Source organism: Acidovorax sp. 106, from assembly GCF_003663825.1.
Lineage (GTDB): Bacteria > Pseudomonadota > Gammaproteobacteria > Burkholderiales > Burkholderiaceae_C > Acidovorax.
On record NZ_RCCC01000001.1, the window covers coordinates 415041 to 440000 of the forward strand.

The window sequence follows — 24960 nt, forward strand, 5'->3', positions numbered from 1 at the left end:
ACTGAACGATACCGATGCTGCGATGCCAGATTGGTACTCCAGATGCCCCTTACAAATACTAATTTGCACTAAATACTCAGGATTTATACCTAGTTGCATCAACAGGGTATCTAACTCACCGCAAAAGAGGGATGGCGCCCCTGCAGGGCTCAGACAGCGGCCGCTCCGAGGAACTATCAAATTCATAGCATCTCACGCTTGCATACCAAGTACTAGAGGCTGATTTCATACAAATTCCAAGCGCAGCAGCTCCGTGGGGTGACGCCCCGCCCCCGTCCTCGGCCGCACCCCCTGCCCGATCAAAAATCCACGGTGGCAGACAGAGTCACCGTGCGAGGGCTGCCCACATACAGCCAGCTTCCGGACCCGCTGGACCAGTAGTTGCGGTTGAAAAGGTTGTCCACGCTCGCGCGCAGCACCAGCGGCCCGCCCCAGGCCTGGGTCTTGTAGCGGGCTCCGATGTCCCAGCGCGTCCAGCCCGGAATGCGCCGCAGGTTGGCGGCATCCACATGCTGCGGGCTGCTGGAGATCATGCGGGCCGACAGCGTCAGCCCCGCAATGGCGGCCACGTCGTGGTCGCTGCCCAGGTTGAGCTGCCAGCGCGACACGTTCGGCGCGGCGTTGCCGTTGTAGATACCGCCTTCGGTTTGGGTCAGCCGGGCATCGTTGAAGGTCATGCCGCCCAGCAGGCGCGTGCCGCGGGCCACCTCGCCGAAGACATTGAGCTCGACCCCGCGGTTGCGCTGCTCTGCACCGACCTGGTAAGTGAAAGTGCCATCGCCGTTGGACGCCACCAGCCCACTCGGCTTCTGGATGTGGAAGACGCTCGCCGTGGTGCTGAAGCGGCCAAAGTCGGCCTTCACGCCCACTTCCCGTTGTTTCGTCCTGACCGGCGGAAACACCTGTCCGGCATTGGTGGTGCCCAGTGGCGCTGAATCGCCCTGGACCAGCCCTTCGATGTAGTTGCCGTAGAGCGACAGGTGCGGCTGGAGCTTGAACACCGCCGCCAGCGCAGGCGTCACCGCATGCTCGTCGTACGCGGTGCTGCCGGCCCCGGTGGTGGGGTCGTACTTGACGACCTTCACGCCCTGGTACCGGGCCCCGAGCGTGACGGCCAGGCGCTCTTGCCACAGCGAGACCGTGTCGGACAAAGCCACGGATGGCAGCTGCAAGGAATCGGTTTTGGGTGGACGCGATGAAAACCCATCGATGGACGGACGCGCGGTGGCTGCGGGGGCGTACATGTTGGTTGCGAAGCTGTCGAAGCCGTAGTACTGCGCCGTGAAGCCGCTGTCTTTCTTCAGGTACGAGGCATGGAGGTTGATGCGGTGCGTGGCTTCGCCGGTACGCACCGTGCCTTGCAGGCCACCTTGCACGGTGCGGTAGTTCGTCCAGTTGGGCCAGAAGTACGTAGTGGCCTGTGCATCGCCCTGCACGCTGGTCACGAACACGTCGGTGGCGAGGTAGCGGGACCGCGTTTGGCTGCCACCTGCCGCCACAGAAAGCGTCCAGTCCGGGGTCAGGCAGTACTCGGCTTTGGCCAGGAGGTAATTGCTCTGCGACCTGGCGAATTCCCAGTCCTGCGCGATGCGATGGCTGGCCTGGGGCGGCCTGGGGATGGCAATGCCGTCGTCGATGCCAAAGCCCGCGGCGCCTTGCGGCGCTTCGTTGTTCATCGTCTGGTGGCCGGCATCTACTGAGGCCCTCAGCTGGCTGCCCCGGTAGTCCACAGCGAGCGCTGCCGCGCCCAACTTGACGGACTGGCCCTGGGTAGCGGTCTTTCCGTCGCGGTAGATGCCGTTGAAGCGCACCCCCCATTGGTGCTCGTCGCCATACCGGTGGCCTACATCCAGATGGCCGCCTAGATTGCCTTTGGAGAGGTAGGTGGTGGTCAGGCGGGTCAGCGGCACATCGCCCGCCCGCTTGGGCACCAGGTTGATCGCACCGCCCACTGCGCCGCCCGCCCCGGGCGCCATGCCGTTGAGCAGCGCGTTGGGGCCCTTGAGCACCTCCACACGCTCGGCCGCTTCGACCGCCACGGCACGGTTGGTGGCGATGCCGCCGATGCCGTCGAACAGCACCGAGTCCTGCACCGAGAAGCCGCGGATCAGAAAGATGTCACCCCCCGCAGCGGCGTTCGTCAGGCTGTAGGACACCGTGCGAACAGACGGATCGTTGGCCAGCACGTCGGCCACCGTGATCGCCTGCTGGTCCTGCATGAGTTCGGCCGTGTAGCTCGTGATGTGGAACGGCGTGTCCATCAGCCGCTGATTGCCCAGCAGGCCAGCCCGGCTGCCCGTGGCGACCTGGCCGCCGGCATACACAGGCGGCAGGTCACCGGGCTGCGCTTCAGCACTGGCGGTCACGGTGACTGCACCCAGGGTCGCGGCGTCGCTGAGCCGGGGCACCTGCTGCGCCGCAGGCGGCTGTGCCTCGCGCAGCGTGAAGGTGCCGCCCGTGGTCTCTCGCAGCTCCAGCCCCGAGCCCGCCAGCGCACGGCGCAACGCCTCAGCGGCGCCGAAGCGGCCTCGCACCGGCGCAGCGCTGCGACCAGCCACCAGCTGCGCATCGGCAGTGAGTGCCAGACCGGCCTCACGTGCAATGCGGTTCAGGGCGGCACTCAGCGGGCCTGCAGGCAGGTCGTAGTCGCGCACCGCAGCAGCGCTGACCGGGGCCGTAGGGGCCTGTGCCACGGCTGGCTGCGCGGCTACCGCAGAGGCCGCCAGCACGAGCAGCAGCGCCGCCGCGCATGGGTTGAGGGGAAAAGGAAGAAAGGCAGAGGGCATGGGTCAGGCTCCGTAACGGTCGTATCAGAAAAGGGAAAACAACAACCGCACGGATGCACGGTCTCTGTCTGGTTGCCGAACGAGCGCTGCAAAGTGAGAGGGGCGCGCGAAAAAAAACTTTGGGCAGATGTGAAAACGTGCCGGGCGGGGCGCTGGCAGCGCCTGGAGCGGGTCTAGCTACGCAATGCACGCGCAGCAAACGCCAAAACGCTCCATTATTGATAGCTGCCAGCGCTTATCCATCAAGCGTTACAGCGTCTTTTCATTCAAATCTTGGGGCTCAACGCGCAGAACGTGGTTCCAACGTGACCCACCAGCGTGTGGCCGAGACCACATCCACCGGCACCGCAGCGGTCAGCGCCAGCAGGGCCTGGTCGGTGTCGGCCAGCGGCAGCGTGCCCGTCACGCGCAGGCTGGCCACCTGGGGGGCGACGCCGAGGTGCCCGGCGCGGTAGCGCGCCAGCGTGGCCACCACATCGCCCAGGGGCTGGTTGTCCACGACGAGCATGCCGTCTTTCCAGGCGTCTGCGTCGGGCGCAGTGGCCAAAGGTTCCACCCGCCCACCCACCAGCCGCGCACCCCGCCCTGCCGGGACGATGCGCTCGGCGGCGCACGGCGCGGACGCCGCCACGCCACAACTTGACGGGCGGGCCGCGACGGCCGACTGAGAGACGCTGACTTCGGTGCCAGCCTGGGCAGCACCGCTCACCTGCGGCCAGCGGCGCACGGTGAAGCGCGTGCCCAGCGCACGCAGACTGCCCTCTTCGAACAGCACGACGAAGGGGCGCTGTTCGGCCGGGTCGGCATGGCTGGTTTCCACGGCCACCTCACCCGCACGCACGCGGATGGCACGCTGATTTGCGCTGAACGCCACATCCACGGCGCTGCGGGTGTTCAGGTGCAGCACGGTCTGGTCGGGCAGCACAATGGTGCGGCGCTCGCCGGTGGCGGTGCGGTGGTCGGCCAGCAACTGGCCCACGGGCTGGAAGCGGTCGAGCACCACCAGGCCGCACGCCACGGCCAGCACGAGCCCCAGCACCGCACCTGCCACGCGCACCGGGCGCTGGCGGCGCAGCAGCGCAGCGCGGGTGGCGGGGCCCATGGCGGCATCCTCGGCGCGGGAAAGCTGTGCGTCGATCTCACCCAACTGGCGCCAAGCGCGGGCGTGGTCGGGGTGTGCGGCAAGCCAGTCGGCCAGCGCTTGGCTGCCCGGCGGCTTGGCTCGGCCGTCACCCGTGGGCGCCATCCGCAGTTGCCAGTCGATGGCGGCATCCAGCACCGCTGGCGGTACAGGGCGGCTATCCGCCGCAGCGCCAGTGGGTCCGATGCAGGGCCGGGCGGCGCTCATGCTGCGCTGCCAAACCGCAGGTGGTAGGCGTGGCGCAGGGCGCTGGCCAGGTATTGGCGCACGCGCGGCACCGAGACGTGCAGGCGCTCGGCAATCTCTGCATGGGTCAGGCCGTCCAGCCGACTCATGAGCCAGGCTGCACGGGTCTTGGGCGTCAGCCGCTGCAACAGCGCATCGAGCGCCTGTAGCATCTGCAAGGCGGCCATGCGCTCTTCGGGAGAAGGTTGCTGCGGCTCGGGTTGCTGCGCCAGGTCTGCGAGGTAGGCGCGCTCCAGCTCGCCACGGCGCCAGAAATCCACCAACAAGCCCCGCGCCACGGTGGTCAGGTAGGCGCGGGGCTCGCGCAGCGCCTCCGGAGCCATCGGGGCCGGGCGCGCCAGCAGGCGCACGAAGGTGTCTTGCGCCAGATCGGCAGCGTCGTCAACACAACCCAGCCGCCTGCGCAGCCAAGACTGCAGCCACCCATGGTGGTCGCTGTAGAGCGTATGCAGTGGGTGGGCGGCGGGCATGGGATGGGTATTTTTTGCGAATGATTCTTGATTATAAAAAATACATCCGCACCGTCATCCGCCCTGCCGAGAGGCGCAAGCTCAGCGCTGAGCGTTTTCCATCACTGTGGCCACATCGGCAGGTACCGTCTTGGGCGCGCACTGGTCCCTGCACATCCCACTCCTCGCCGTCCGTCAACAGCTACACGCACAGGGCATCTGTGGTGGCATCGCACTTCTCATCGCACTTCTACTTCTGAATGGGCTTTGGGCAAGAAGGCCCGCAAGCTTGGTCTGACAGCTGGCACGCCTAAAATTGCCTTTTTCGCCTTCCCACCGCCATGACAGCAGAACACGCCCGCCCCATCCGCTCGCAATATGAAGACTTGATGCGCCATGTGTTCACCCAAGGGGTGGAAAAGGCCGACCGCACTGGTACCGGCACCAAGAGCGTCTTCGGCCACCAGATGCGGTTTGACCTGAAGGAAGGCTTTCCGCTGGTCACGACCAAGAAAGTGCACCTGCGCTCCATCATCCAGGAGCTGCTGTGGTTCCTCACGGGGTCGAGCAACAACAACTGGCTCAAGGAGCGCGGCGTCACCATCTGGGACGAATGGGCGCGCGAGGACGGTGACCTGGGTCCCGTGTATGGCGTGCAGTGGCGCAGCTGGCCCGCGCCCACCCCGGACAATCCCCGCGGGCACATCGACCAGATCAGCGAAGTCATCAAAACGCTCAAGACCAACCCTGACTCACGCCGCATCATCGTGAGCGCCTGGAACGTGGCCGATCTGGACAAGATGGCGCTGATGCCCTGCCACGCGTTCTTCCAGTTCTACGTGGCCCCGGCGCAAGAGCCCGGCGGGCGCGGCACCCTGAGCTGCCAGCTCTACCAGCGCAGTGCCGACATCTTTTTGGGCGTGCCCTTCAACATTGCCAGCTATGCGCTGCTGACCCACATGGTGGCGCAGCAGTGCGACCTGGATGTGGGCGACTTCATCTGGACGGGTGGGGACTGCCACATTTACAGCAACCACTACGAGCAGGTCACCACGCAACTGGCGCGCGCACCCTACGCCTACCCCACGCTGCATATCAAGCGCAAGCCCGCCAGCATCTTCGAATACGCCTACGAAGATTTTGAGGTGCTGGACTACCAATGCCACCCCGCCATCAAGGCGCCTGTGGCGGTGTGACACCAGCCCCCCGTTCGCTTTGCGCTGCAGCGGTTCCTCGCGCAGCGCAGCCCTGATTGCCGTTGCGGCATCCACCCAACCACTATCACAAAGAGCACCCACCATGTCTTCCGGCGGATTCCACGTACACGGCCCCCACGACCATGCCATCGAGCACGCCACCCAAGGCCATGGGGACGACCACGCCCCCAGCCACGGCGAGCCAGGGCACGGCGGCAGCAGCACCAACAAGATCGCCATGTTCACAGCCATCGTGGCCACGGTGGGCGCCATCTTTGCCTACATGGGCGGCGCCACCCAGGCCAACGCGGGCTTGATGAAAAACGATGCCGCGATCAAGAAAACCGAGGCCTCCAACCAGTGGAATTACTTCCAGTCCAAAAGCACCAAGCAGTCCCTGGCCGAGCTGGCCCGCGACCTGACGCCGGGCGAGCAGGAGAAGGCCAAGTACCAAGCCAAGATTGACCGCTACGAGACCGAGAAGAACGAGATCAAGAAAGTGGCCGAGGGCCTGGAGGCCGATGCCCGCGCGTTTGACCATCAAAGCGATGCCCAAATGCACCAGCACCACCGCTGGGCCCAGGCCACCACGGCACTGCAGGTGGCCATTGCGCTGGCCGCCATTGCTTTGCTGACCCGCAAGAAGTGGCTGGAATGGGGGATGTATGGCGTGGCGACCATTGGGCTAGGCGTGGGCGTGCTCGCCATGCTGCACATCTGAAACAACGGCCTGCCAGAGCCCCATCCACCATGCCGCCACTGCACCTCATCTACGCCCGCGCTGCCAATGGCGTGATCGGCAAAGACAACGCCATGCCCTGGCACCTGCCCGAAGACATGGCGCACTTCAAGCAGCTCACGCAGGGTTGCGCGGTCATCATGGGGCGCAAGACGTGGGACTCGCTGCCCCCGCGCTTTCGTCCCCTGCCGGGGCGCACCAACATCGTGGTCACCCGCCAAGGCGACTGGCAGGCCGAAGGCGCGCTGCGCGCAGACAGCCTGGAGCAAGCCCTGCAGCTTGCCCAGGCCGCCAGCACCGAGCCCAGCCGCCCGGTGTGGGTCATAGGCGGCGCCCAGATCTACGCCCAGGCCCTGCCGCTGGCCAGCCGCGTCGAGGTGACCGAGATTGCGCAAGACTTTGACGGCGATGCCTACGCCCCCACGCTGGACGCGCAATGGGCAGAGGCCACGCGCACTGAGCACGTCAGCACCAACGGCCTGCCGTTTCACTTCGTGAGCTATGTGCGGGGTTGAAGGGCACGCCCCTTACCCCCAGCAAAACTCCTGATTTCATAGCTGCTAGCGCTTATTCATCAAGCGCTAGAAGACTTTGTCATCCAAACCACAGGCCCACCTGCCTTGCCTGTTTTTCATTGGCTTGACGTAACACGCGTGTTACAACGACGACTTTCTTCAGAGGAAAAGCGTCCATGGCCCATCGGAAAAGTCTCAACCGCACGGCAAAGCAACGCCGCATCGCGCACTTCTTGTCGCAGCCCCTGCAAGCGGCGGCCCCTGGCCAAAGCGCCACGCTGACGGCGGCACAAAAGGCCGACCTGGAAGCCCGCACCGTCGGGCGCGTGGTCTTCCCGTGGGACCCTGACTACGACCAGGACCGGCAGGAGACCAACCCCGCTTTCCAGGATTACCCCCTGGCCATCATCTACTGTGCCTGCGACGCCGACGTGCTGGCCAGCCTCGCGTTTACGCAGGTGCTGGGGGTGGCAGTTTCAGTCCGCTCGGGCGGGCACAGCACGGCGGGCTATTCCGTCAACACCGGCGGCATCGTGATTGACCTGAGCGAGATGAAGGGCGTGGTGCTGGACGAAGACCGGGCCCTGGTGCATGTGCTGCCCGGCACGCCGTTTGAGGTGTTCAACGGCGCACTCAATGGCACGGGCTGGCATGTGCCCACGGGGGCCTGCGGCAGCGTGTGCGTGGCCGGGTTTGTGCAAGGCGGGGGCTATGGCTACACCTCGCGGACCTATGGCATCCAAAGCGACAAGGCGGCGGCGTTTCGCGTGGCACTGGCCAGTGGCAAGATAGTCACCGCCAAGGCCGAAGGCGAACATGCCGACCTGTTCTGGGCTTTGCGGGGCGGCACGGGTGGCAACTTTGGCGTGGTGCTGCAGGTCAGCTACCACATGGTGCGTCTGCCGTCGGTGTGGGGCTGGTCCATCACCTGGCAGGCCGAGCAGGCCGCGCAGGTGCTGGAGCTGCTGCAAAAGGACTACACCCGCCGGGGAGCCCCAGAACAGCTGGGCTACATGATGAACCTGGGCTACTACAACGGGCAGGTGGTGTACATGGTGCAGGGCATGTACTGCGGCCCGCGGGACGAGGGCTATGCAGCCATCGAGCCGCTGCTGCAAATCCCCGGTGCGCAGCTGGTGGTGGACAAAGTGGGCACGTACCCAGAGCTGAACGAGTACTTTGAAGACCACCCCTACCCGCTGCCGCAAGACCTGCCCGACGGCATTTGCGAGACCAAGGCCAGCGGGTATATCGACAAGCCCATTCCCCAGGCGGTGTGGCAGCAGGTCATCGATCAGTTCCACAAGGCCGTCAACCCCTGGAGCATGGTCTACACCGAACCCTACGGCGGCGCCATTGCCCGCTACCCAGTGAAGGACAGCGCCTTCGTGCACCGCCATGTGGACATGGACATCGTGATCGATGGCTGCTGGCGCAATGAGGAAGAGCGCGTGACGGTGCAAGCCTGGATCGACGGGCTGTACGACCTGCTGCGCCCCTACATGAACGGGCATGTGTACCAGAACTACCCCAACCGGGCTTTGCAGGACTTTGCCCAGGCCTATTGGGGCGATGAAGCGTACCTGCGGCTGCGCGAAATCAAGACCAAGTACGATCCGACGAACTTCTTCTGCTACCAGCAGAGCATTGCGCCTTTGTGAGCGGAGCGGCGCCGATGGGCGCCGCGCCTTACTGGCCTGCCTGCGCGGCCCATTACACAGGGGCTGGGACGGCGTAATGCACGCAGCCCTTGCCACCCCGCTTGGCTTCGTACATGGCGTGGTCAGCGCGGGTCAGCAACTCATCCACCATGGCGGGCAGCGGTGGGTGGGCGGCCACCCCAATGCTCACACCCAACGTCACCCGCACGCCATCATTGTCAGGCAGCGCAAAGGGCGTGGCAAAGGCCTGCATCAGGCGGTCAATGAACTGCTGGAGGTCACGCGGATTGGGGTTGCCACGCATCAGAACAGTGAACTCGTCGCCCCCGAGCCGGGCCAGCGTGTCGCCCGCACGCACCACGTGGGCCAGACGCTGGGCCACCAGGCGCAGCACGGTGTCACCCATATGGTGGCCATACAGGTCGTTGACCTCCTTGAAGCCGTCCAGGTCCATGAACAGAATGACAACGCCATCATATGTATCCGCGCCCTCTTCCAATTGACTGACGGCGTCTTGCGCTTTGACCATGAATGCCCCCCGGTTCAGCAGGCCCGTCAAGGAGTCATGCTGAGCCAAGTGCAGCAGCCGATCAGCTGCAGCGACACGCTCGGTGATGTCTTCAATCTGGCACATGATGGAGACGGTCTCCCCACGCAGATTGATGAGCGCCGAGTTGAACCACATGCAGTGCTGAACACTGCCATCTGGCCGGATGAAAGAGGCCTCGACCCGGTTTTGGCGCTCGGTCCCTGATAGCAAGCGGTGGAGCCCCTTGCGCAGCGCACCGACCCGGACGTCCTCGCCCACCAAGCCCAAGAGAGATTCGCCTTGGTGCGAGGCGTGGTGCCAGCCAAACCACTCGGTGGCGCGGCTGGAGCAATGCACCAAGCCCAGCTGGGCATCCAACTCCACCACGGCCAGCGGGCTGTTTTCCATGTGTGAAAAAAGCTTTTGGTTGGCCGAACGCAAGGCCTCGGTGGTGACCTTGAGTTCGTGCACTTCCAGCGCGGAATTGACCAGACCACCGACCTGCCCCTCCTCGTCCAGCCAGGGATGCAGGCTGATGGAGAACCAAACCTCTTGCCCTTCGGCGTTGCAAATCTGCCGCTGATAGGTGACTTCATGGCCTGCCAAGGCACGGTCGATATGGGGGCGAAACTGCGCGCGGGCGGCATCGCTGTACAGCGAGGTCAGGGTGCGGCCCAGCAGTTCTTTAGGCCGGGCGTTGAACCAGTTGGCATAGGCCTCATTGGCATACAGAATGCTCAGGTCATTGTCGACCACGCAGATCGTCGCACCCGTATGGCGCGTGACGATCTCCAGCAAATGGGGTGCCGGCAATGACTCACCAAGGGCTGTAGAGCAGGACAAACGATCGTTCATAGAAAGCAGGTCGACACCAATTGGCTCCGATGTGAACGGGGTCCAAGCCTATCTGGGACCCTCATCCCAACGCCATGCGCTAAGCCACTGAAAACCACCAAGGGCTGAAGCCACCACGTAGCAACACTAGGATAACCCAGGCCACCCAAAACAACACCCCGAATTGCAGGGCAATCTGTCATCTGTCACCCCCAAAGTGGAGTGGCGACCACAATGCGGCTTCGCTCAGTGCCCGAATGCGCCACCAGGGCACCCAAACGGGTTCTAATGCGCCCCATCTTTGGCCCCTCATCACGCAAAACCCCCATGAAGCTTGCCACCTGGAACGTCAACTCCCTCTCGGTTCGCCTGCCCCAAGTGCTGGCCTGGCTGGCCGCCAACCCGGTCGATGCACTGTGCCTGCAAGAGCTGAAGCTGACCGACGACAAATTCCCCCACGCCGCGTTGCAAGAGGCGGGCTACCACGCTGTCGCCTTTGGGCAAAAAACGTACAACGGCGTGGCCATCCTCAGCCGCCAGCCGCTGCGCGATGTGGTGCGCAACATCCCGGGCTTTGCCGACGAGCAGTCTCGCGTCATTGCCGCCACGCTGGACACGCCCGACGGCCCCTTGCGATTGCTCAATGGCTATTTCGTGAATGGGCAGGAACCAGGTTCGGAAAAGTTTGCCTACAAAATGCGCTGGCTGCAGGCCCTGCACGACTGGATTGCCGCAGAAATGGCCACCCACCCACGCCTGGTGCTGGTGGGCGACTTCAACGTGGCCCCGGAAGACCGCGACTCTTACGACCCTGAGGGCCTGCGCGAGACGATTCACCACACCACCGAAGAGCGCAACCACTTCAAGGCGCTGCTGGCACTGGGCCTGACCGATGCGTTTCGCCTGTTTGAGCAGCCTGAAAAGAGCTTTTCTTGGTGGGACTACCGCATGCTGGGGTTCCAGAAAAACCGGGGACTGCGCATTGACCACATCCTGGTCAGTGAGGCCTTGCGCCCCACCGTGACAGCCTGCGTGGTGGACCGCGCGCCACGCAAAAACCCGCAGCCCAGCGACCACACCCCCGTGGTGGTGACGCTGGGCGAGTCACCCAGCGAATAACCGCCGCAAGGCCAACGCGCAGAAGCGCCAAGGGCAGCGAGCATGGTGCGCGCTGCCCTTGAAAACCCACATATCGCTATAAATTTAGTAGCTGCCAGCGCTTTACCAACAGGCGCCAGAGTGCCTTTTACCCCTCATCCGGCGCATCCAGTCCCAGCTCCTGGATCTTGCGGGTGATGGTGTTGCGGCCAATGCCCAAGCGTTGCGCAGCCTCCATGCGGCGGCCATGGGTGGCCGCCAAAGCCGTGCGAATGAGGCGCGACTCAAAGCGGCGGGTCAGCGCATCCCACACATCGGGCTGACCAGAGGCCAGCAGCTTCTGCGCATCAATCTCCAGCGAATGCTCCCAGCCAAGTACGGCAGCAGGCGCTTGAGACGCCAGGGCCGAAGGGGCGATGGAGGCCAGGCCCGCACCCGACGCGTCATACCGGTCCGCGCCAGCGCCCATGGGGACGGCAGCAGCCGGGGCCGCATGGGGCACCGCCGGGCTCACACCCGCGGGTTGCCAATCGGCAGGCACCGCCGCCGCAGGCGCAGCAACGGGGGCCAATGCCACAGGCACGGCCAGGGCAGGCTCGTGTGTTGCCACAGGTGCTGCGACTGGCGCGGCTGCGGCCACCGGCAACAGCGGGGCTTCAAGCACCTCAGGGGGCAGGTCTTGCAACGAAATCACCTGGGCGGGCGCCATCACCGTGAGCCAATGGCAGATGTTTTCCAATTGGCGTACGTTGCCAGGGAACGAGAACTGCTCCAGGCGGGCCAAGGCAGCATCGGCAATGCGTTTGGGCTCCACCCCCAGCTGCCGCGCGCTTTGCTGCAGAAAATGGCGGGTGAGCATGGGCACGTCGGCATGGCGCTCGCGCAGTGCGGGCAAGCGCAGGCGAATCACGTTCAGTCGGTGGAACAAGTCTTCGCGAAACCCGCCCTCTTTGACGCGCAGCTCCAGGTTCTGGTGGGTTGCAGCGATCACGCGCACATGCGACTTGACGGCGGCGTGTCCGCCAACGCGGTAAAACTGCCCATCCGACAGCACGCGCAGCAAGCGGGTCTGCAGGTCAAAAGGCATGTCGCCGATTTCGTCGAGAAACAGCGTGCCGCCTTCGGCCTGCTCGAAACGGCCGCGCCGCTGGGTTTGCGCGCCGGTGAAGGCACCCCGCTCGTGACCGAACAGCTCGGATTCCAACAAGTCCTTCGGAATGGCCGCCGTGTTGATGGCCACAAAGGGGCCGTCTGCCACGGGCGAATGCTTGTGCAGCGCACGCGCCACCAGCTCTTTGCCCGAGCCCGATTCGCCGGTGATGAGCACCGTGACCTGGCTCTGCGAGAGGCGGCCAATGGCGCGGAACACGTCCTGCATTGCGGGCGCCTGGCCCAGCATCTCAGGCGTCTCGGCCTGGCGCTCTTCCGTCACCTCTTCGCGCTGGCTTTCCTCCACGGCACGGCGGATCAGCTCGACCGCCTTAGGCAAGTCAAAGGGTTTGGGCAGGTATTCAAACGCACCGCGCTGGAAGGCCGAAACGGCGCTATCGAGGTCGGAGTACGCCGTCATGATGATGACGGGTAGCCCAGGCTGCAGTTCGCGCACTTTCTCCAGCAATTGCAGGCCCGAACCGCCCGGCATGCGGATGTCGCTGACCAGCACCTGCGGGCCTTGCCGCGCTGGATCGCCCGCTGTCACATCGGCCAGCGCATCCAGCACTTCGCGGGGGTGGGTGAAGCTGCGCGTGGGCAGGTTCTCGCGGGCCAGCGCTTTTTCCAGGACGAAGCGGATCGACGGGTCATCATCTACTAACCAGATCGGCTTCATGTGTTTCTACCTTCCCTGTGGTTGTGTGCCTCGGACCTCAGGGGAGTGGAATCAGGATTCGGAAGTCGGTGCGACCCGCCACGCTGTCGCACTCGATCAACCCATGGTGGCGCTGCACAAACGTCTGTGCCAGCGTCAAACCCAAGCCCGACCCGCCATCGCGCCCCGACACCAGAGGGTAAAAAATCCGCTCTTTGATGGCATCGGGCACCCCCGGTCCGTTGTCGATGACATGCAATTCCAATGCCAGGCGATAACGCTGCCGGCCAAAGGTGACCTGCCGGGCCACGCGGGTGCGCAGGGTGATGACAGCATCGCCTTGCGCAATGCGCTCGGTCAAGGCCTGGGCGGCGTTCTGTACCACGTTGAGCAGGGCCTGAATCAGCTGGGCCCGGTCACCCCGGAACTCAGGGATGGAGGTGTCGTAGTCGCGTGCAACTTTAAGGCCCTGCGGGTATTCCACCAGCACCAGCGAGCGCACACGCTCACACACCTCGTGGATGTTCACATCACCCACCAAGTGGGGGTGGCGGTGGGGCGCCAGCAGACGATCTACCAGGCTTTGCAGCCGGTCGGCTTCGTGGATGATGACCTGTGTGTACTCCTTGAGTTCACGGCTTTCCAGGTCCATCTCCAGCAACTGGGCCGCGCCGCGAATGCCCCCCAAGGGGTTCTTGATCTCGTGCGCCAGGTTGCGGATCAACTCCTTGTTTGCCAAGGCCTGCTCTCGCAATCGCTCTTCGCGGTCCTGCCGGGCTTGCTGCTCCAGCGGCCACAGCTCCACCAGCATTTCGCCCAGGCGCTCTGAAGCCGCTACGTTCACGTGCACAGGCACCGGGTCCTGGGTCAGGCGTCGCAAGCTGGCTTCAAAGCGCAGCGCGGCAAAGTCCTGCACCTTGGCGCCCGACAGGGCCGTTTGCAGCAAGGCGGGATCGGTGAAGAAGGCAGAAAAATCGGCCCCCTCCAGGGTGCGGCGCGACAGCCCCAGCGTGTTTTCCAGTGCCGCATTGGCAAACTGCACCGAGCCATCGGTGCGCAACACGGCGATCAGGGTGGACAGCAGGTCCAGCGAATGAAAACGGCTGAGGCCCTGAGTGGCATCAGCCGTGTGGTTTGTTGTCACAGTGAAGTTATCAGTTGGCGGGTAAACGGCTCAGTTCGCGTTTGATGCCTGCGACATCGCTCTCGCTGCGGGCGACTGCGGCCTTGAGCTCGGCAGTGCGCTCCATGTAGCGCTGTGGGTTGCGCAAATCCAGCGCATTGCGCTCTGGCGCGCCGCCGTTGTATTCCTTGACCAGTTCCGCCTGCCGGGCCTCGGCCTTGCGCAACTCGGACTCCAGGATCGCGCGCGCATCAGAATCGCGCGCACGCTGGTCGTTGTTGCTGACACGCGGCGCCCCTGCAGGCGATGACGATGAGGCGGAAGAAGAAGCAGATGAGCCACCAGACGAGGCCCCACCGCCACCCGAAGGCCGCGAACCCTGGATGACGGTGACATTGCCCCCCTCAACGAGTTTGCAGCCACGCTCCTTGGCTTGGGTGGCATTGTTGGTGTATTCGTTGCCGCAGCGGTAGATGCGGTCTTGCGCCAGGGCGGCGACTGGCAGCGCCGCCAAGATCCACAGGGTGAGTAGCGTTTTGTTCATAGATTTTCCTCGCACAGTGCATGCAGGGTTGCCGTGGAGTATCTCCCAATCACTCCGCATCGCCAATGTAGCGAGGGGCACGGCTGGCAGGGATTTGTGTAAGGATGCAACGCTTTACACGACTGCCTCACCGAGGTGGATAAACCGCGCTCGCCAATGTTCCATAAAAAAAGGCGGCCGAAGCCGCCTTTTTGGCAAGTGACAGCCGCGTTGCGGGCTATCAGAGCGAGTAGTACATGTCGTACTCGACAGGGTGCACGGCCATGCGGAAGCGGGTCACTTCGTTCATCTTCAGATCGATATAGGCGTCGATCATGCTGTCGGTGAACACGCCACCCTTGGTCAGGAATGCACGGTCCTTGTCCAGGTGCTCCAGCGCCTGGTCCAGGCTGTGGCACACGGTAGGCACCAGCTTGTCTTCTTCTGGGGGCAGATGGTACAGGTCCTTCGTAGCGGCTTCGCCAGGATGGATCTTGTTTTCCACACCGTCCAGACCCGCCATCAGCAAGGCAGCGAAGCCCAGGTAGGGGTTCATCAGTGGATCGGGGAAGCGGGCTTCCACACGACGGCCCTTGGGGTTAGCAACGTAAGGGATGCGGATCGAGGCAGAACGGTTCTTGGCCGAGTAAGCCAGCTTCACCGGGGCTTCGAAGTGAGGCACCAAGCGCTTGTAGCTGTTGGTACCAGGGTTGGTGATGGCGTTCAGGGCACGGGCGTGCTTGATGATGCCGCCGATGTAGTACAGCGCGTAGTCCGACAGGCCTGCATAGCCGTCGCCAGCAAACAGGTTCTTGCCATCCTTCCAGACGGACTGGTGCACGTGCATGCCGGAGCCGTTGTCACCGTGGTAAGGCTTGGGCATGAACGTAGCGGTCTTGCCGTAGGCGTTGGCCACGTTGTGGATCACGTACTTTTGCAGGATGGTCCAGTCGGCGCGCTCAACCAGCGTGCTGAAACGGGTGCCGATTTCGTTCTGGCCAGCGCCCGCCACTTCGTGGTGGAACACTTCGACCGGGATGCCCAGGGACTCGAGGATCAAGGACATTTCAGCGCGCATGTCTTGCGTGCTGTCAACTGGAGGCACGGGGAAGTAGCCGCCCTTGACGGTGGGACGGTGGCCGCGGTTGCCACCTTCGAGCTTGGCGCCAGTGTTCCAGGGGGCTTCGTATTCGTCGATTTCGTAGAAAGTGTTGTTGGGCTCAGTGCTCCAGCGAACGCCGTCGAAGATGAAGAATTCTGGCTCAGGACCGAAGTAGGCTGTGTCGCCCAGGCCGGATGCCTTCAGGTAGGCTTCAGCGCGCTTAGCGATGGAGCGTGGATCGCGGTCATAGGCCTTGCCATCGCTGGGCTCGATCACGTCGCAAGTCAGGATCAGCGTGGTTTCTTCGAAGAAGGGATCGATGTTGGCCGTGCTGGGATCAGGGATCAGCTGCATGTCGGAGGCTTCAATGCCCTTCCAGCCAGCGATCGAAGAGCCGTCAAAGGCATGGCCCGAAATGAACTTGTCTTCGTCGAAGTGAGAGACAGGCACCGTGGTGTGCTGCTGCTTGCCACGGGTATCAGTGAAACGGAAGTCAACGAACTTGACTTCGTTTTCCTTCACCATCTTCATCACATCTGCAACGGTCTTGGCCATCAGGTTCTCCTGGGTAAAGCGCTTGTTGAAAAAATTTAACGAAATTAAGCAGGTTGCGTGCCAACTGGCCACACCCACTGCACTACCGTGGCGCAAAGCCTTCGCATTTGAAGTGCCGAGGACAAAGCAATGCACCAAAAGTAATCAAATGTCACAAAAAACCAAGCTACTCATAAAGATCGCACCAATTCGGGGCCCAAATTTGCACCAATTGAGTGCAACCCCTGCAGCAAACTGCTCCAACCGGCGGGCACCAGGTCTTTGGGCCCCTTCACCCCGAGCTCAATGTGGCGCCCATATTGGGGGTGGTCCACACTGGGCAGGCTGAAAACACGCAGCCCATGGTGGCTTTGCTCAATCTGCTCCATGAGCGGCGTCAAGGACGATTCCATGGCGCCAAACACGATCACCGAGCGCTCGACTTGGGGGGCTGAGTGAAAGTGGTCCTGGTAGTAGCGGTCCAACACCCACTCCATCATGGGCCACGCCATGACGGGAAAGCCGGGTACGAAATGTACCCTGCCACCACCCTCGCCCAGACAACTGAAACCCGGAATTTTGTTGTACGGGTTAGGAATGATTTCTGCCCCTTGAGGGAAGACGCCCATGTTCAATCGATGCAGATTGTCTGCGCGCTCAGGCTCATACGCAACGCCTTGCTCCCGCGCCACATCCTGCATTCGCTCGCGGATCAGCGCCGCGGCACCTTCGTGCAGCGCCAGCTCACGTCCCAACGCAGCCCCAGCGCATTGCCGGGTGTGATCGTCAGGCGTTGCGCCAATCCCACCGCAGGAGAAGATCATGTCACCTGAAGCAAAGGCTCGCTGCAACGTGGCCGTGAGACGGGCGGGGTTGTCCCCCACGTAGTCAGCGTAGGACAGAGACAGGCCCCGGGCTGCAAGCAGCTCTATGACCTTGGGCATGTGCTTGTCCGCACGCTTGCCGGACAGGATTTCATCGCCAACGATGATCAAACCAAAGTGAGGGGTCATGACGCAGCTCTATGTTGCTCTGTGAGGGTTGTTGGCATCAGGCGCCAAGGGGGAATCAGACGCCAAGACATCCAGGGCCAAGGGACTCCCCTCGACAGGCAGGGCCTGCAGTTCACGCTCCGCTCGTAAACGCTCCAGCGCATGAAGGCAAAAATGGGCAAACCAGAGGGAGGAAAACGCAAAGACCAGGGTATAAATCCAGATCGCTAACGGTAGCAGCACCACAAAAGCCGCGGCAAACACCACACCGGAGGCCCAAACAATGCTCGGTGCAGCCCCCAGGTATCCCGTCAATATGCCGATCCCTAGCAAGCTGGGGCGATGCCGTTTAAACAGCTCCATGCGCTCTTCCTGAGTCGCATGCTCTGCCAAGGCATCGAATGCCATGACCCTGTAGCTCAGCCAGCCCCAAATCAATGGCGGCAGCACCAGCACAAGAGGTGGCACCAGCCAGAGGGGCATAGAGACCACCAAAGCCACCAGCGCCATCAGCGTGGACGCGATGGACCAAAGCAGGCCAGAGAGGAAAGTCCCCCCTCGCTTACGCATCAGCTGTGGAAATCGCCTGGCAGCCACCATGTTGACCAAGGCAGGCGTCATGAGCAGTGCGACCCCCAGGAGTGACAACATAACCAGAACAGGAGACACCAGTAGCACCAGCATCAGCGGCGCCAGCCAGTTCAGCACGCTCGACACGCCCCAGGCTTCCAGCCATGTCAAAACACTGGACAAGAGGGAGGAGCCATCCAGCAATCGGGTCATTGCAGCGACGGCGCTATCCCAATAAAAGTGATGCGACACCAACGCCAAAATCGCCATCAATACCAGCGGCGCCGCAGACAGCAGCATGACGCGTGGGCGCAAACAATATGCGGCAGCACGCCAAAAGGAATCAAAAAGCAGACCCATAGCGCGAGCATAACGCGCCTGCAGAAAAGCCTTGAATACGCCTACGCGCGTCCCAACAAACGCAACACACCACGCCATTGCTGCGACCAGAATCCCCGCCCATAGTCACGTACCCTGCCATTGGCGTCGGGCTCGATCTGATCGCGGACTCCAGTGGGGTCATAGCGCTGTTCAAAATTAGCGGTCCCCATCAACATGTCCCACCAGGGTAAGAGCACGCCAAAATTGTGGCCACCCAGCACGACATGTTTTGCCGATACAACCTGTCCATCCGCACCACGGCGGGCGTCCTTCACAGTTTCATGGCCGATACCGATGCTGTGATGCAAGCGGTGGAATCGCGGGCTCACCCAAAGGCGCTCACCAATCACTCCAAACCACACCCGTAGGTTGGCATGCTGAAAGCTCTCGCTCAACTGGGCAATCGCCACGATCGCAATGAACTGGGCAGGCGCAACGCCAATGCACTGTGCAACGACCACCCAAATGACATCCCGCAATACGTCATCCAACAAGTGATTGCGGTTATCGGTCCACACGGTCATTTGCCGCTGCGAATGATGCAGGGCGTGCAGCTTCCACCACCATTCAAAATGGTGTTGACCTCGGTGGATCCAGTAGTCCACAAAGTCGAATACCACCAAGTAAATGATCAAGCTGACCCAAGGAATGTCTGTCCAACCTGGCAGCAAGCCATCTAGTTGCAAAGGGCTGAAACCCACCAGTCTCAACACGCCAAACAGCGAGTCCATCACTGGCGCCAAAAGAAAGAACATCGCGACGCGGAACAGCCCTAGTCGATGGATCAAGGTGTAAAGCACATCCACACGCACCGCAGTGCGATCCACCACCAGCTCTACAGGCCGCCATTTCTGCAAGGGCCCAATCACCAGACAAATCACTGCAATTTGAAGCACGCCAACCAATAGCCAACCTGCGGCGTCGTAACCTGACTCAAGGATGCCCCCAAAGCCCATCGCAAACAAAAGCGGCTGCATGACGCTTTCAAAAATCCACTGCTGCGCGGCATCAAAAATACTGGCAACCCATTCCATAAAACAGCGACCTCAATTTCTTTCAACGCAAGGGACCGCAAAGAATCATCGACGATCAACAAAACCAAGCTGGGGGTGTTCTCTCAATGTCTTAAAGCAAAACCCCTTTTGCTTCAGCCCCAAGATCAAAGGCTCCAACACGGCGGGAGCCCAGGGCTCTTGCCGTGACCAGATTCCAAGGTGGGCCATCAAAATATCGCCACTGCGTATATCCCGCAGAGCCTGGGCAAGCAACTTGGCGTTACCAAACTTTTCGCTGGGCAGTTCATCACCCAAAAAACCTGCTTTAGCCCAGCCTACGTGGCTGTAGCCGCAGGATTTTGCGGCCTGCTCCAATGCCGGGGAGAGCTTTCCACCAGGCGCCCGGAACAGTGGCAAGGTCGCCCGCCCGGTGAGAGCTTCAAGTCGTTGTGAAGCTTGTGTGAGTTCAGAGCAATAGGCTGCGGTGTTCATCACAAAAGATTCGCCTTGGCGAGGCCCTGCCGAAGGCTTGACCCTGAAGGCAGACGCGCTCACGTCCGATTGCCAATAAACGTGGTTAAAGGTGTGTGAGGCAAACGCATGCCCCTCTTTTGCCCGATCACGCCACCAAGGAGCCCAATAGTCCCCAAGGCTGCCATCGCCTTCCTTGGTTTTCTCATTCGCCGCGAAAAAAGTGACCAGCACCTTGTGTCTCGCCAACACCTCCGCGATCAATGGGGCCACGCCCATGTGGCCCGTATCAAATGTCAAATAAAGCGGCTGACGACAAGGCTCGACGGACGTTGCAAAGACTGAAGAAGCAAACAACATTCCGCAAGACAGCAAAGGCACCACCAAGGCTCGCATGCTGAACTACTCTTTGCGCGTGTCAACGCGGTGCGTGCTGCAAAGTCCAGACGCCATGGGGCGACTTGCCCACCGGAACCTGGCGGACGACTTTTTTCTCAACGGTGTCTACGACCGACAGCTTCTTCGCCCAGCGGGAACTCACATAAATATATCGACCGTCTGCAGACACGTCCATGCAATCGGGGCCACCAGGAACTGAATAGCTCTCAACCACCTCCTGGCGTTGCATATCAATCTTGCTGATCGTATTGGCCACCCGATTGCTCACATACAGGTGCTTGCCGTCCCCTGTCGCGCGAAAAGCATGAGCGCCACTGCCCGTCTTGATCTTCTTGATGCTCTGAGGCTGCAACGCAGACACGTCAAAGACCTCCACACTGTCACTGCCAGTCAGCCCGACGAATAGCTTTTTGTCATCTGCGCTGCCATATACATCGGCAGGCATAGGTCCGGTCTTGATCCGCCACTTGATGGACTGTGAAGCGATGTCCATTGCAACCAGCTCGTCACTGTCCTGCATCGTGACGTAAGCCGTGGTGCTTTTGCTATCAATCCAAACATGGCTAGGGGTGCGTGAGGTGGCAACCCGCTTCACCAAGGTCAAATCCTTGCCATCCCATTTATAAAAATCCACGTGATTCAAGCGGTTGGCAGCCGTAACCAACCACTTCATGTCTGGCGTAAAACGCAACTGGTAGGGGTCAACAATGTCACGGACTGTCCGCTGCACTTCTGCAGTACGAGGATCGATAAACGTCAAGGTGTCGCTCAGGGCATTCGCAATGATCAGCGAACGCTCATCGGGCGTCAGATACAGGTGATGCGGCTCCTTACCGGTAGCAATCCGCTGTGTCTCGGTCCAGGTGTCTGGGTTGATCACACTGACGTTTGCATCCAACGAGTTGAGCACAAACAATGGAGGGGACTGAGCTGCGAACACTGACACAGAGAGCAGTGTCGATGCCAAAAAGACGGGGACAAAACGGAAAGAGACAGAAAAACCCACAAGCTACCTTTTGAATAAACGCACTCTGAGCATGCAAAGCACGTGCAATGTTCACAGACTTCATGAAACCAATCACGCGTGGAAGCCCAACTCTTTCAGATGGGTTGCATCCAGCCACATCCAATCGCCGGGCTTCATCGACTCAGGCAAAATCAGCGCTCCAATCTGCGACCGGTGCAACCGCTCCACACGATTCCCCACCGCGGCAAGCATTCGTTTGACTTGATGGTACTTGCCTTCGAGCAAAGTGAGCTTCAAATGCGTCAAACCTACCATCTGAGCCGCGGCGGCTCTCACAGGCACGGGATCATCATCCAAAACCACGCCACTTAACAGGCGTTCAATCTGATTTTCATCAAGAGGGTGCTTTGTTGAGACCTCGTAAACCTTAGGCACATGCTTTTTAGGCGAGGTCATCCGATGGATGAACTGCCCATCATCACTGAGCAGTAGCAAACCGGTAGTGTCCTGGTCTAGGCGCCCAACCGCCTGGACACCTTGAATCGCATTTTTGTTGGGTCGCTGCCTTAGCGGGGCAGGCAAGAGCGTGTAAACGCTGGGGTGCATTGAAGGTTTTTGGGAGCACTCTGTACCCTCGGGCTTGTATAACAGAATGTAAGCCTTCTCACACCATGGCCACTCAACCCCCTGTACACGTAACCGCAAATCCCTGGGATTGAAATCCCGGGTTGAATCGGTAATCAACTCAAAACTGTCAGAGGAAGGAACAGAGGCAACCGACACCCATCCTTGCTGAACCAACCCGGCACACACGCGACGCGTACCGAATCCCTGAGAAAAAAGAATATCTTGTAACTGCATTGCGCTTCGGACTTGCCATTTATTGCAAATTCAATACCCATAACGCAAAACCCCCCAATCCTTATGGACTGGGGGGTATTGGGGCTATAAGAGCCTGACGATGACCTACTTTCACACGGGAACCCGCACTATCATCGGCGCAAAGTCGTTTCACTGTCCTGTTCGGGATGGGAAGGAGTGGTACCAACTTGCTATGGTCATCAGGCATAACTTGGTGCTGTGCTGTTCGTGGAACAGCCTAGCGAATTCATAGAGTTTGGAATCAGATTTTATGTGTTTTGACTGCGTCAACTTGGCATAACAATCTTTGAGCTTTGCACACAACCGTTAGTTGGGTGCGCTGGCTATCAAAGTTATAGGGTCAAGCCTCACGAGCAATTAGTATCAGTTAGCTTAACGCATTACTGCGCTTCCACACCTGACCTATCAACGTCCTGGTCTTGAACGACTCTTTAGGGGGCTCAAGGCCCCGGCAGATCTCATCTTGAAACGAGTTTCCCGCTTAGATGCTTTCAGCGGTTATCTCTTCCACACTTAGCTACTCGGCAATGCCACTGGCGTGACAACCGATACACCAGAGGTGTGTCCACTCCGGTCCTCTCGTACTAGGAGCAGGCTTCCTCAAATCTGCAGCGCCCACGGAAGATAGGGACCAAACTGTCTCACGACGTTTTAAACCCAGCTCACGTACCTCTTTAAATGGCGAACAGCCATACCCTTGGGACCGGCTACAGCCCCAGGATGAGATGAGCCGACATCGAGGTGCCAAACACCGCCGTCGATATGAACTCTTGGGCGGTATCAGCCTGTTATCCCCAGAGTACCTTTTATCCGTTGAGCGATGGCCCTTCCATACAGAACCACCGGATCACTATGTCCTGCTTTCGCATCTGCTCGACTTGTCAGTCTCGCAGTTAAGCACGCTTATGCCATTGCACTATCGTCACGATGTCCGACCGTAACTAGCGTACCTTCGAACTCCTCCGTTACGCTTTGGGAGGAGACCGCCCCAGTCAAACTGCCTACCATGCACTGTCCCCGATCCAGATAATGGACCTAGGTTAGAACCTCAAACACACCAGGGTGGTATTTCAACGTTGGCTCCATGAGATCTAGCGACCTCACTTCAAAGCCTCCCACCTATCCTACACAGATCTGTTCAAAGTCCAATACAAAGCTACAGTAAAGGTTCATGGGGTCTTTCCGTCTTTCCGCGGGGAGATTGCATCATCACAAACATTTCAACTTCGCTGAGTCTCAGGAGGAGACAGTGTGGCCATCGTTACGCCATTCGTGCAGGTCGGAACTTACCCGACAAGGAATTTCGCTACCTTAGGACCGTTATAGTTACGGCCGCCGTTTACTGGGACTTCAATCAAGAGCTTGCACCCCATCATTTAATCTTCCAGCACCGGGCAGGCGTCACACCCTATACGTCCACTTTCGTGTTTGCAGAGTGCTGTGTTTTTATTAAACAGTCGCAGCCACCGATTTTTTGCAACCCCTTTTGGCTCCCTCTGTACGAGTTCACCTACTTGGGGCATACCTTCTCCCGAAGTTACGGTATCAATTTGCCGAGTTCCTTCTCCTGAGTTCTCTCAAGCGCCTTAGAATACTCATCTCGCGCACCAGTGTCGGTTTGCGGTACGGTCGTCAATAGCTGAAGCTTAGTGGCTTTTCCTGGAAGCAGGGTATCACTCACTTCGTCTGCAAGCAGACTCGTTATCACCCCTCATCTAAGCCCGGCGGATTTGCCTACCAGGCACGACTACAGGCTTGAACCAACATATCCAACAGTTGGCTGAGCTAACCTTCTCCGTCCCCACATCGCACTATTGATCGGTACAGGAATATTGACCTGTTTCCCATCAGCTACGCATCTCTGCCTCGCCTTAGGGGCCGACTCACTCTACGCCGATGAACGTTGCGTAGAAAACCTTGCGCTTACGGCGAGGGGGCTTTTCACCCCCTTTAACGCTACTCATGTCAGCATTCGCACTTCTGATACCTCCAGCATCCGTTACCAGACACCTTCACAGGCCTACAGAACGCTCTCCTACCACGTGCAATAAATTGCACATCCGCAGCTTCGGTAACTGGCTTAGCCCCGTTACATCTTCCGCGCAGGACGACTCGATCAGTGAGCTATTACGCTTTCTTTAAATGATGGCTGCTTCTAAGCCAACATCCTGACTGTTTTAGCCTTCCCACTTCGTTTCCCACTTAGCCAATTTTAGGGACCTTAGCTGGCGGTCTGGGTTGTTTCCCTCTTGAGTCCGGACGTTAGCACCCGGTGCTCTGTCTCCCAAGCTGTACTCGTCGGTATTCGGAGTTTGCATAGGTTTGGTAAGTCGCCATGACCCCCTAGCCTAAACAGTGCTCTACCCCCGACGGTAATACTTGAGGCACTACCTAAATAGTTTTCGGAGAGAACCAGCTATTTCCAAGTTTGTTTAGCCTTTCACCCCTATCCACAGCTCATCCCCTAGTTTTGCAACACTAGTGGGTTCGGACCTCCAGTACCTGTTACGGCACCTTCATCCTGGCCATGGATAGATCACTTGGTTTCGGGTCTACACCCAGCGACTGATTCGCCCTATTCGGACTCGATTTCTCTACGGCTTCCCTATTCGGTTAACCTTGCCACTGAATGTAAGTCGCTGACCCATTATACAAAAGGTACGCAGTCACCCTTGCGGGCTCCTACTTTTTGTAAGCATGCGGTTTCAGGATCTATTTCACTCCCCTCCCGGGGTTCTTTTCGCCTTTCCCTCACGGTACTGGTTCACTATCGGTCGATTACGAGTATTTAGCCTTGGAGGATGGTCCCCCCATATTCAGACAGGATTTCTCGTGTCCCGCCCTACTTTTCTCTAACTTAGTACCACACGTCTGTTTTCGCATACAGGGCTATCACCTGCTATGGCCGAACTTTCCATTCCGTTTTGCTAACAGTCGTGCTATCACTAGAAGGCTCTTCCGATTTCGCTCGCCACTACTTTCGGAATCTCGGTTGATGTCTTTTCCTCGAGCTACTGAGA

Annotated in this window: 19 protein-coding genes and 2 rRNA genes (1 of these 21 cut by a window edge); 5 read left to right on the plus strand and 16 right to left on the minus strand. The window is 60.4% G+C overall.

Annotation, left to right across the window (positions count from 1 at the left end):
• Positions 1-299: 299 nt before the first annotated feature.
• From C8C98_RS01840 to C8C98_RS01850, 3 genes are all read right to left on the minus strand, one after another.
• The gene (locus tag C8C98_RS01840; RefSeq protein ID WP_121452898.1) at positions 300-2786 is read right to left on the minus strand and encodes a TonB-dependent siderophore receptor; all 2487 of its coding nucleotides are present in this window, start codon (positions 2784-2786) and stop codon (positions 300-302) included.
• Between the two features lie 280 nt (positions 2787-3066).
• Complete coding sequence (locus C8C98_RS01845) at positions 3067-4134, minus strand: FecR domain-containing protein (RefSeq protein WP_121452899.1); 1068 nt, start codon at positions 4132-4134, stop codon at positions 3067-3069.
• A complete protein-coding gene (locus C8C98_RS01850) occupies positions 4131-4643 on the minus strand; it encodes a sigma-70 family RNA polymerase sigma factor (RefSeq protein WP_121452900.1) in 513 nt (170 codons plus the stop codon). Before C8C98_RS01850 ends, C8C98_RS01845 begins: the two co-directional genes overlap by 4 nt.
• Before the next feature lie 320 nt (positions 4644-4963).
• On the opposite strand from C8C98_RS01850, the gene C8C98_RS01855 reads away from it, so the two are divergent.
• The 4 genes from C8C98_RS01855 (at position 4964) to C8C98_RS01870 (ending at position 8733) form a co-directional block, all read left to right on the plus strand.
• Positions 4964-5818, plus strand: coding sequence for a thymidylate synthase (locus C8C98_RS01855; protein ID WP_121452901.1), 855 nt, complete (start codon positions 4964-4966; stop codon positions 5816-5818).
• A 103-nt stretch (positions 5819-5921) separates the two neighbouring features.
• Positions 5922-6539, plus strand: a complete 618-nt coding sequence (locus C8C98_RS01860; RefSeq protein ID WP_121452902.1) for a DUF4337 domain-containing protein — start codon at positions 5922-5924, stop codon at positions 6537-6539.
• Between the two features lie 29 nt (positions 6540-6568).
• Positions 6569-7072, plus strand: coding sequence for a dihydrofolate reductase (locus tag C8C98_RS01865; RefSeq protein WP_121452903.1), 504 nt, complete (start codon positions 6569-6571; stop codon positions 7070-7072).
• 176 nt (positions 7073-7248) lie between these two features.
• Complete coding sequence (locus C8C98_RS01870) at positions 7249-8733, plus strand: FAD-binding oxidoreductase (RefSeq protein WP_121452904.1); 1485 nt, start codon at positions 7249-7251, stop codon at positions 8731-8733.
• Between the two features lie 52 nt (positions 8734-8785).
• On the opposite strand, the gene C8C98_RS01875 is transcribed toward C8C98_RS01870, so the two are convergent.
• Positions 8786-10117 (minus strand): diguanylate cyclase domain-containing protein, encoded by a 1332-nt coding sequence (locus tag C8C98_RS01875; protein WP_121452905.1) that lies wholly within the window; start codon positions 10115-10117, stop codon positions 8786-8788.
• A gap of 306 nt (positions 10118-10423) precedes the next feature.
• Here C8C98_RS01875 and xth point away from each other — a divergent pair, with 306 nt between their 5' ends.
• Positions 10424-11215, plus strand: a complete 792-nt coding sequence (gene xth, locus C8C98_RS01880; RefSeq protein WP_121455956.1) for an exodeoxyribonuclease III — start codon at positions 10424-10426, stop codon at positions 11213-11215.
• 127 nt (positions 11216-11342) lie between these two features.
• Here the strand turns inward: xth and ntrC are convergent, their stop codons facing one another.
• The 12 genes from ntrC to C8C98_RS01940 form a co-directional block, all read right to left on the minus strand.
• Entirely contained in the window at positions 11343-13022 is a 1680-nt protein-coding gene (ntrC, locus tag C8C98_RS01885; protein ID WP_121452906.1) for a nitrogen regulation protein NR(I), read from the minus strand.
• Positions 13023-13059: 37 nt separating this feature from the next.
• On the minus strand, positions 13060-14082 hold the full coding sequence (gene glnL / locus C8C98_RS01890) for a nitrogen regulation protein NR(II) (RefSeq protein ID WP_121455957.1): 1023 nt from the start codon (positions 14080-14082) through the stop codon (positions 13060-13062).
• Between the two features lie 73 nt (positions 14083-14155).
• Positions 14156-14668: a hypothetical protein gene (locus C8C98_RS01895; protein WP_099656248.1), complete on the minus strand. Its 513-nt coding sequence runs from the start codon at positions 14666-14668 to the stop codon at positions 14156-14158.
• A 220-nt stretch (positions 14669-14888) separates the two neighbouring features.
• Positions 14889-16304, minus strand: a complete 1416-nt coding sequence (gene glnA / locus C8C98_RS01900; RefSeq protein ID WP_099656249.1) for a type I glutamate--ammonia ligase — start codon at positions 16302-16304, stop codon at positions 14889-14891.
• Between the two features lie 170 nt (positions 16305-16474).
• On the minus strand, positions 16475-17296 hold the full coding sequence (locus C8C98_RS01905; RefSeq protein ID WP_121452907.1) for a molybdopterin-binding protein: 822 nt from the start codon (positions 17294-17296) through the stop codon (positions 16475-16477).
• A gap of 9 nt (positions 17297-17305) precedes the next feature.
• Entirely contained in the window at positions 17306-18205 is a 900-nt protein-coding gene (locus tag C8C98_RS01910) for an EI24 domain-containing protein (protein WP_121452908.1), read from the minus strand.
• A gap of 41 nt (positions 18206-18246) precedes the next feature.
• Positions 18247-19260: a sterol desaturase family protein gene (locus C8C98_RS01915; protein ID WP_121452909.1), complete on the minus strand. Its 1014-nt coding sequence runs from the start codon at positions 19258-19260 to the stop codon at positions 18247-18249.
• A 45-nt stretch (positions 19261-19305) separates the two neighbouring features.
• The gene (locus C8C98_RS01920) at positions 19306-20052 is read right to left on the minus strand and encodes a polysaccharide deacetylase family protein (RefSeq protein WP_233574638.1); all 747 of its coding nucleotides are present in this window, start codon (positions 20050-20052) and stop codon (positions 19306-19308) included.
• 58 nt (positions 20053-20110) lie between these two features.
• A complete protein-coding gene (locus C8C98_RS01925) occupies positions 20111-21058 on the minus strand; it encodes a YncE family protein (protein ID WP_121452911.1) in 948 nt (315 codons plus the stop codon).
• Between the two features lie 111 nt (positions 21059-21169).
• On the minus strand, positions 21170-21919 hold the full coding sequence (locus tag C8C98_RS01930; protein ID WP_121452912.1) for a 16S rRNA pseudouridine(516) synthase: 750 nt from the start codon (positions 21917-21919) through the stop codon (positions 21170-21172).
• A gap of 92 nt (positions 21920-22011) precedes the next feature.
• Positions 22012-22124 (minus strand): 5S ribosomal RNA (gene rrf / locus C8C98_RS01935).
• Between the two features lie 152 nt (positions 22125-22276).
• Positions 22277-24960 (minus strand): 23S ribosomal RNA (locus tag C8C98_RS01940); it runs 195 nt beyond the window's last position.

Excerpts from the sequence above, each read along its gene's own strand:
- C8C98_RS01840 (WP_121452898.1), bottom strand. The coding sequence starts at position 2,786 with ATGCCCTCTGCCTTTCTTCCTTTTCCCCTCAACCCATGCGCGGCGGCG.
- C8C98_RS01845 (WP_121452899.1), bottom strand. The coding sequence starts at position 4,134 with ATGAGCGCCGCCCGGCCCTGCATCGGACCCACTGGCGCTGCGGCGGAT.
- C8C98_RS01850 (WP_121452900.1), bottom strand. The coding sequence starts at position 4,643 with ATGCCCGCCGCCCACCCACTGCATACGCTCTACAGCGACCACCATGGG.
- C8C98_RS01855 (WP_121452901.1), top strand. The coding sequence starts at position 4,964 with ATGACAGCAGAACACGCCCGCCCCATCCGCTCGCAATATGAAGACTTG.
- C8C98_RS01860 (WP_121452902.1), top strand. The coding sequence starts at position 5,922 with ATGTCTTCCGGCGGATTCCACGTACACGGCCCCCACGACCATGCCATC.
- C8C98_RS01865 (WP_121452903.1), top strand. The coding sequence starts at position 6,569 with ATGCCGCCACTGCACCTCATCTACGCCCGCGCTGCCAATGGCGTGATC.
- C8C98_RS01870 (WP_121452904.1), top strand. The coding sequence starts at position 7,249 with ATGGCCCATCGGAAAAGTCTCAACCGCACGGCAAAGCAACGCCGCATC.
- C8C98_RS01875 (WP_121452905.1), bottom strand. The coding sequence starts at position 10,117 with ATGAACGATCGTTTGTCCTGCTCTACAGCCCTTGGTGAGTCATTGCCG.
- xth (WP_121455956.1), top strand. The coding sequence starts at position 10,424 with ATGAAGCTTGCCACCTGGAACGTCAACTCCCTCTCGGTTCGCCTGCCC.
- ntrC (WP_121452906.1), bottom strand. The coding sequence starts at position 13,022 with ATGAAGCCGATCTGGTTAGTAGATGATGACCCGTCGATCCGCTTCGTC.
- C8C98_RS01895 (WP_099656248.1), bottom strand. The coding sequence starts at position 14,668 with ATGAACAAAACGCTACTCACCCTGTGGATCTTGGCGGCGCTGCCAGTC.
- glnA (WP_099656249.1), bottom strand. The coding sequence starts at position 16,304 with ATGGCCAAGACCGTTGCAGATGTGATGAAGATGGTGAAGGAAAACGAA.
- C8C98_RS01905 (WP_121452907.1), bottom strand. The coding sequence starts at position 17,296 with ATGACCCCTCACTTTGGTTTGATCATCGTTGGCGATGAAATCCTGTCC.
- C8C98_RS01910 (WP_121452908.1), bottom strand. The coding sequence starts at position 18,205 with ATGGGTCTGCTTTTTGATTCCTTTTGGCGTGCTGCCGCATATTGTTTG.
- C8C98_RS01915 (WP_121452909.1), bottom strand. The coding sequence starts at position 19,260 with ATGGAATGGGTTGCCAGTATTTTTGATGCCGCGCAGCAGTGGATTTTT.
- C8C98_RS01920 (WP_233574638.1), bottom strand. The coding sequence starts at position 20,052 with ATGTTGTTTGCTTCTTCAGTCTTTGCAACGTCCGTCGAGCCTTGTCGT.
- C8C98_RS01930 (WP_121452912.1), bottom strand. The coding sequence starts at position 21,919 with ATGCAGTTACAAGATATTCTTTTTTCTCAGGGATTCGGTACGCGTCGC.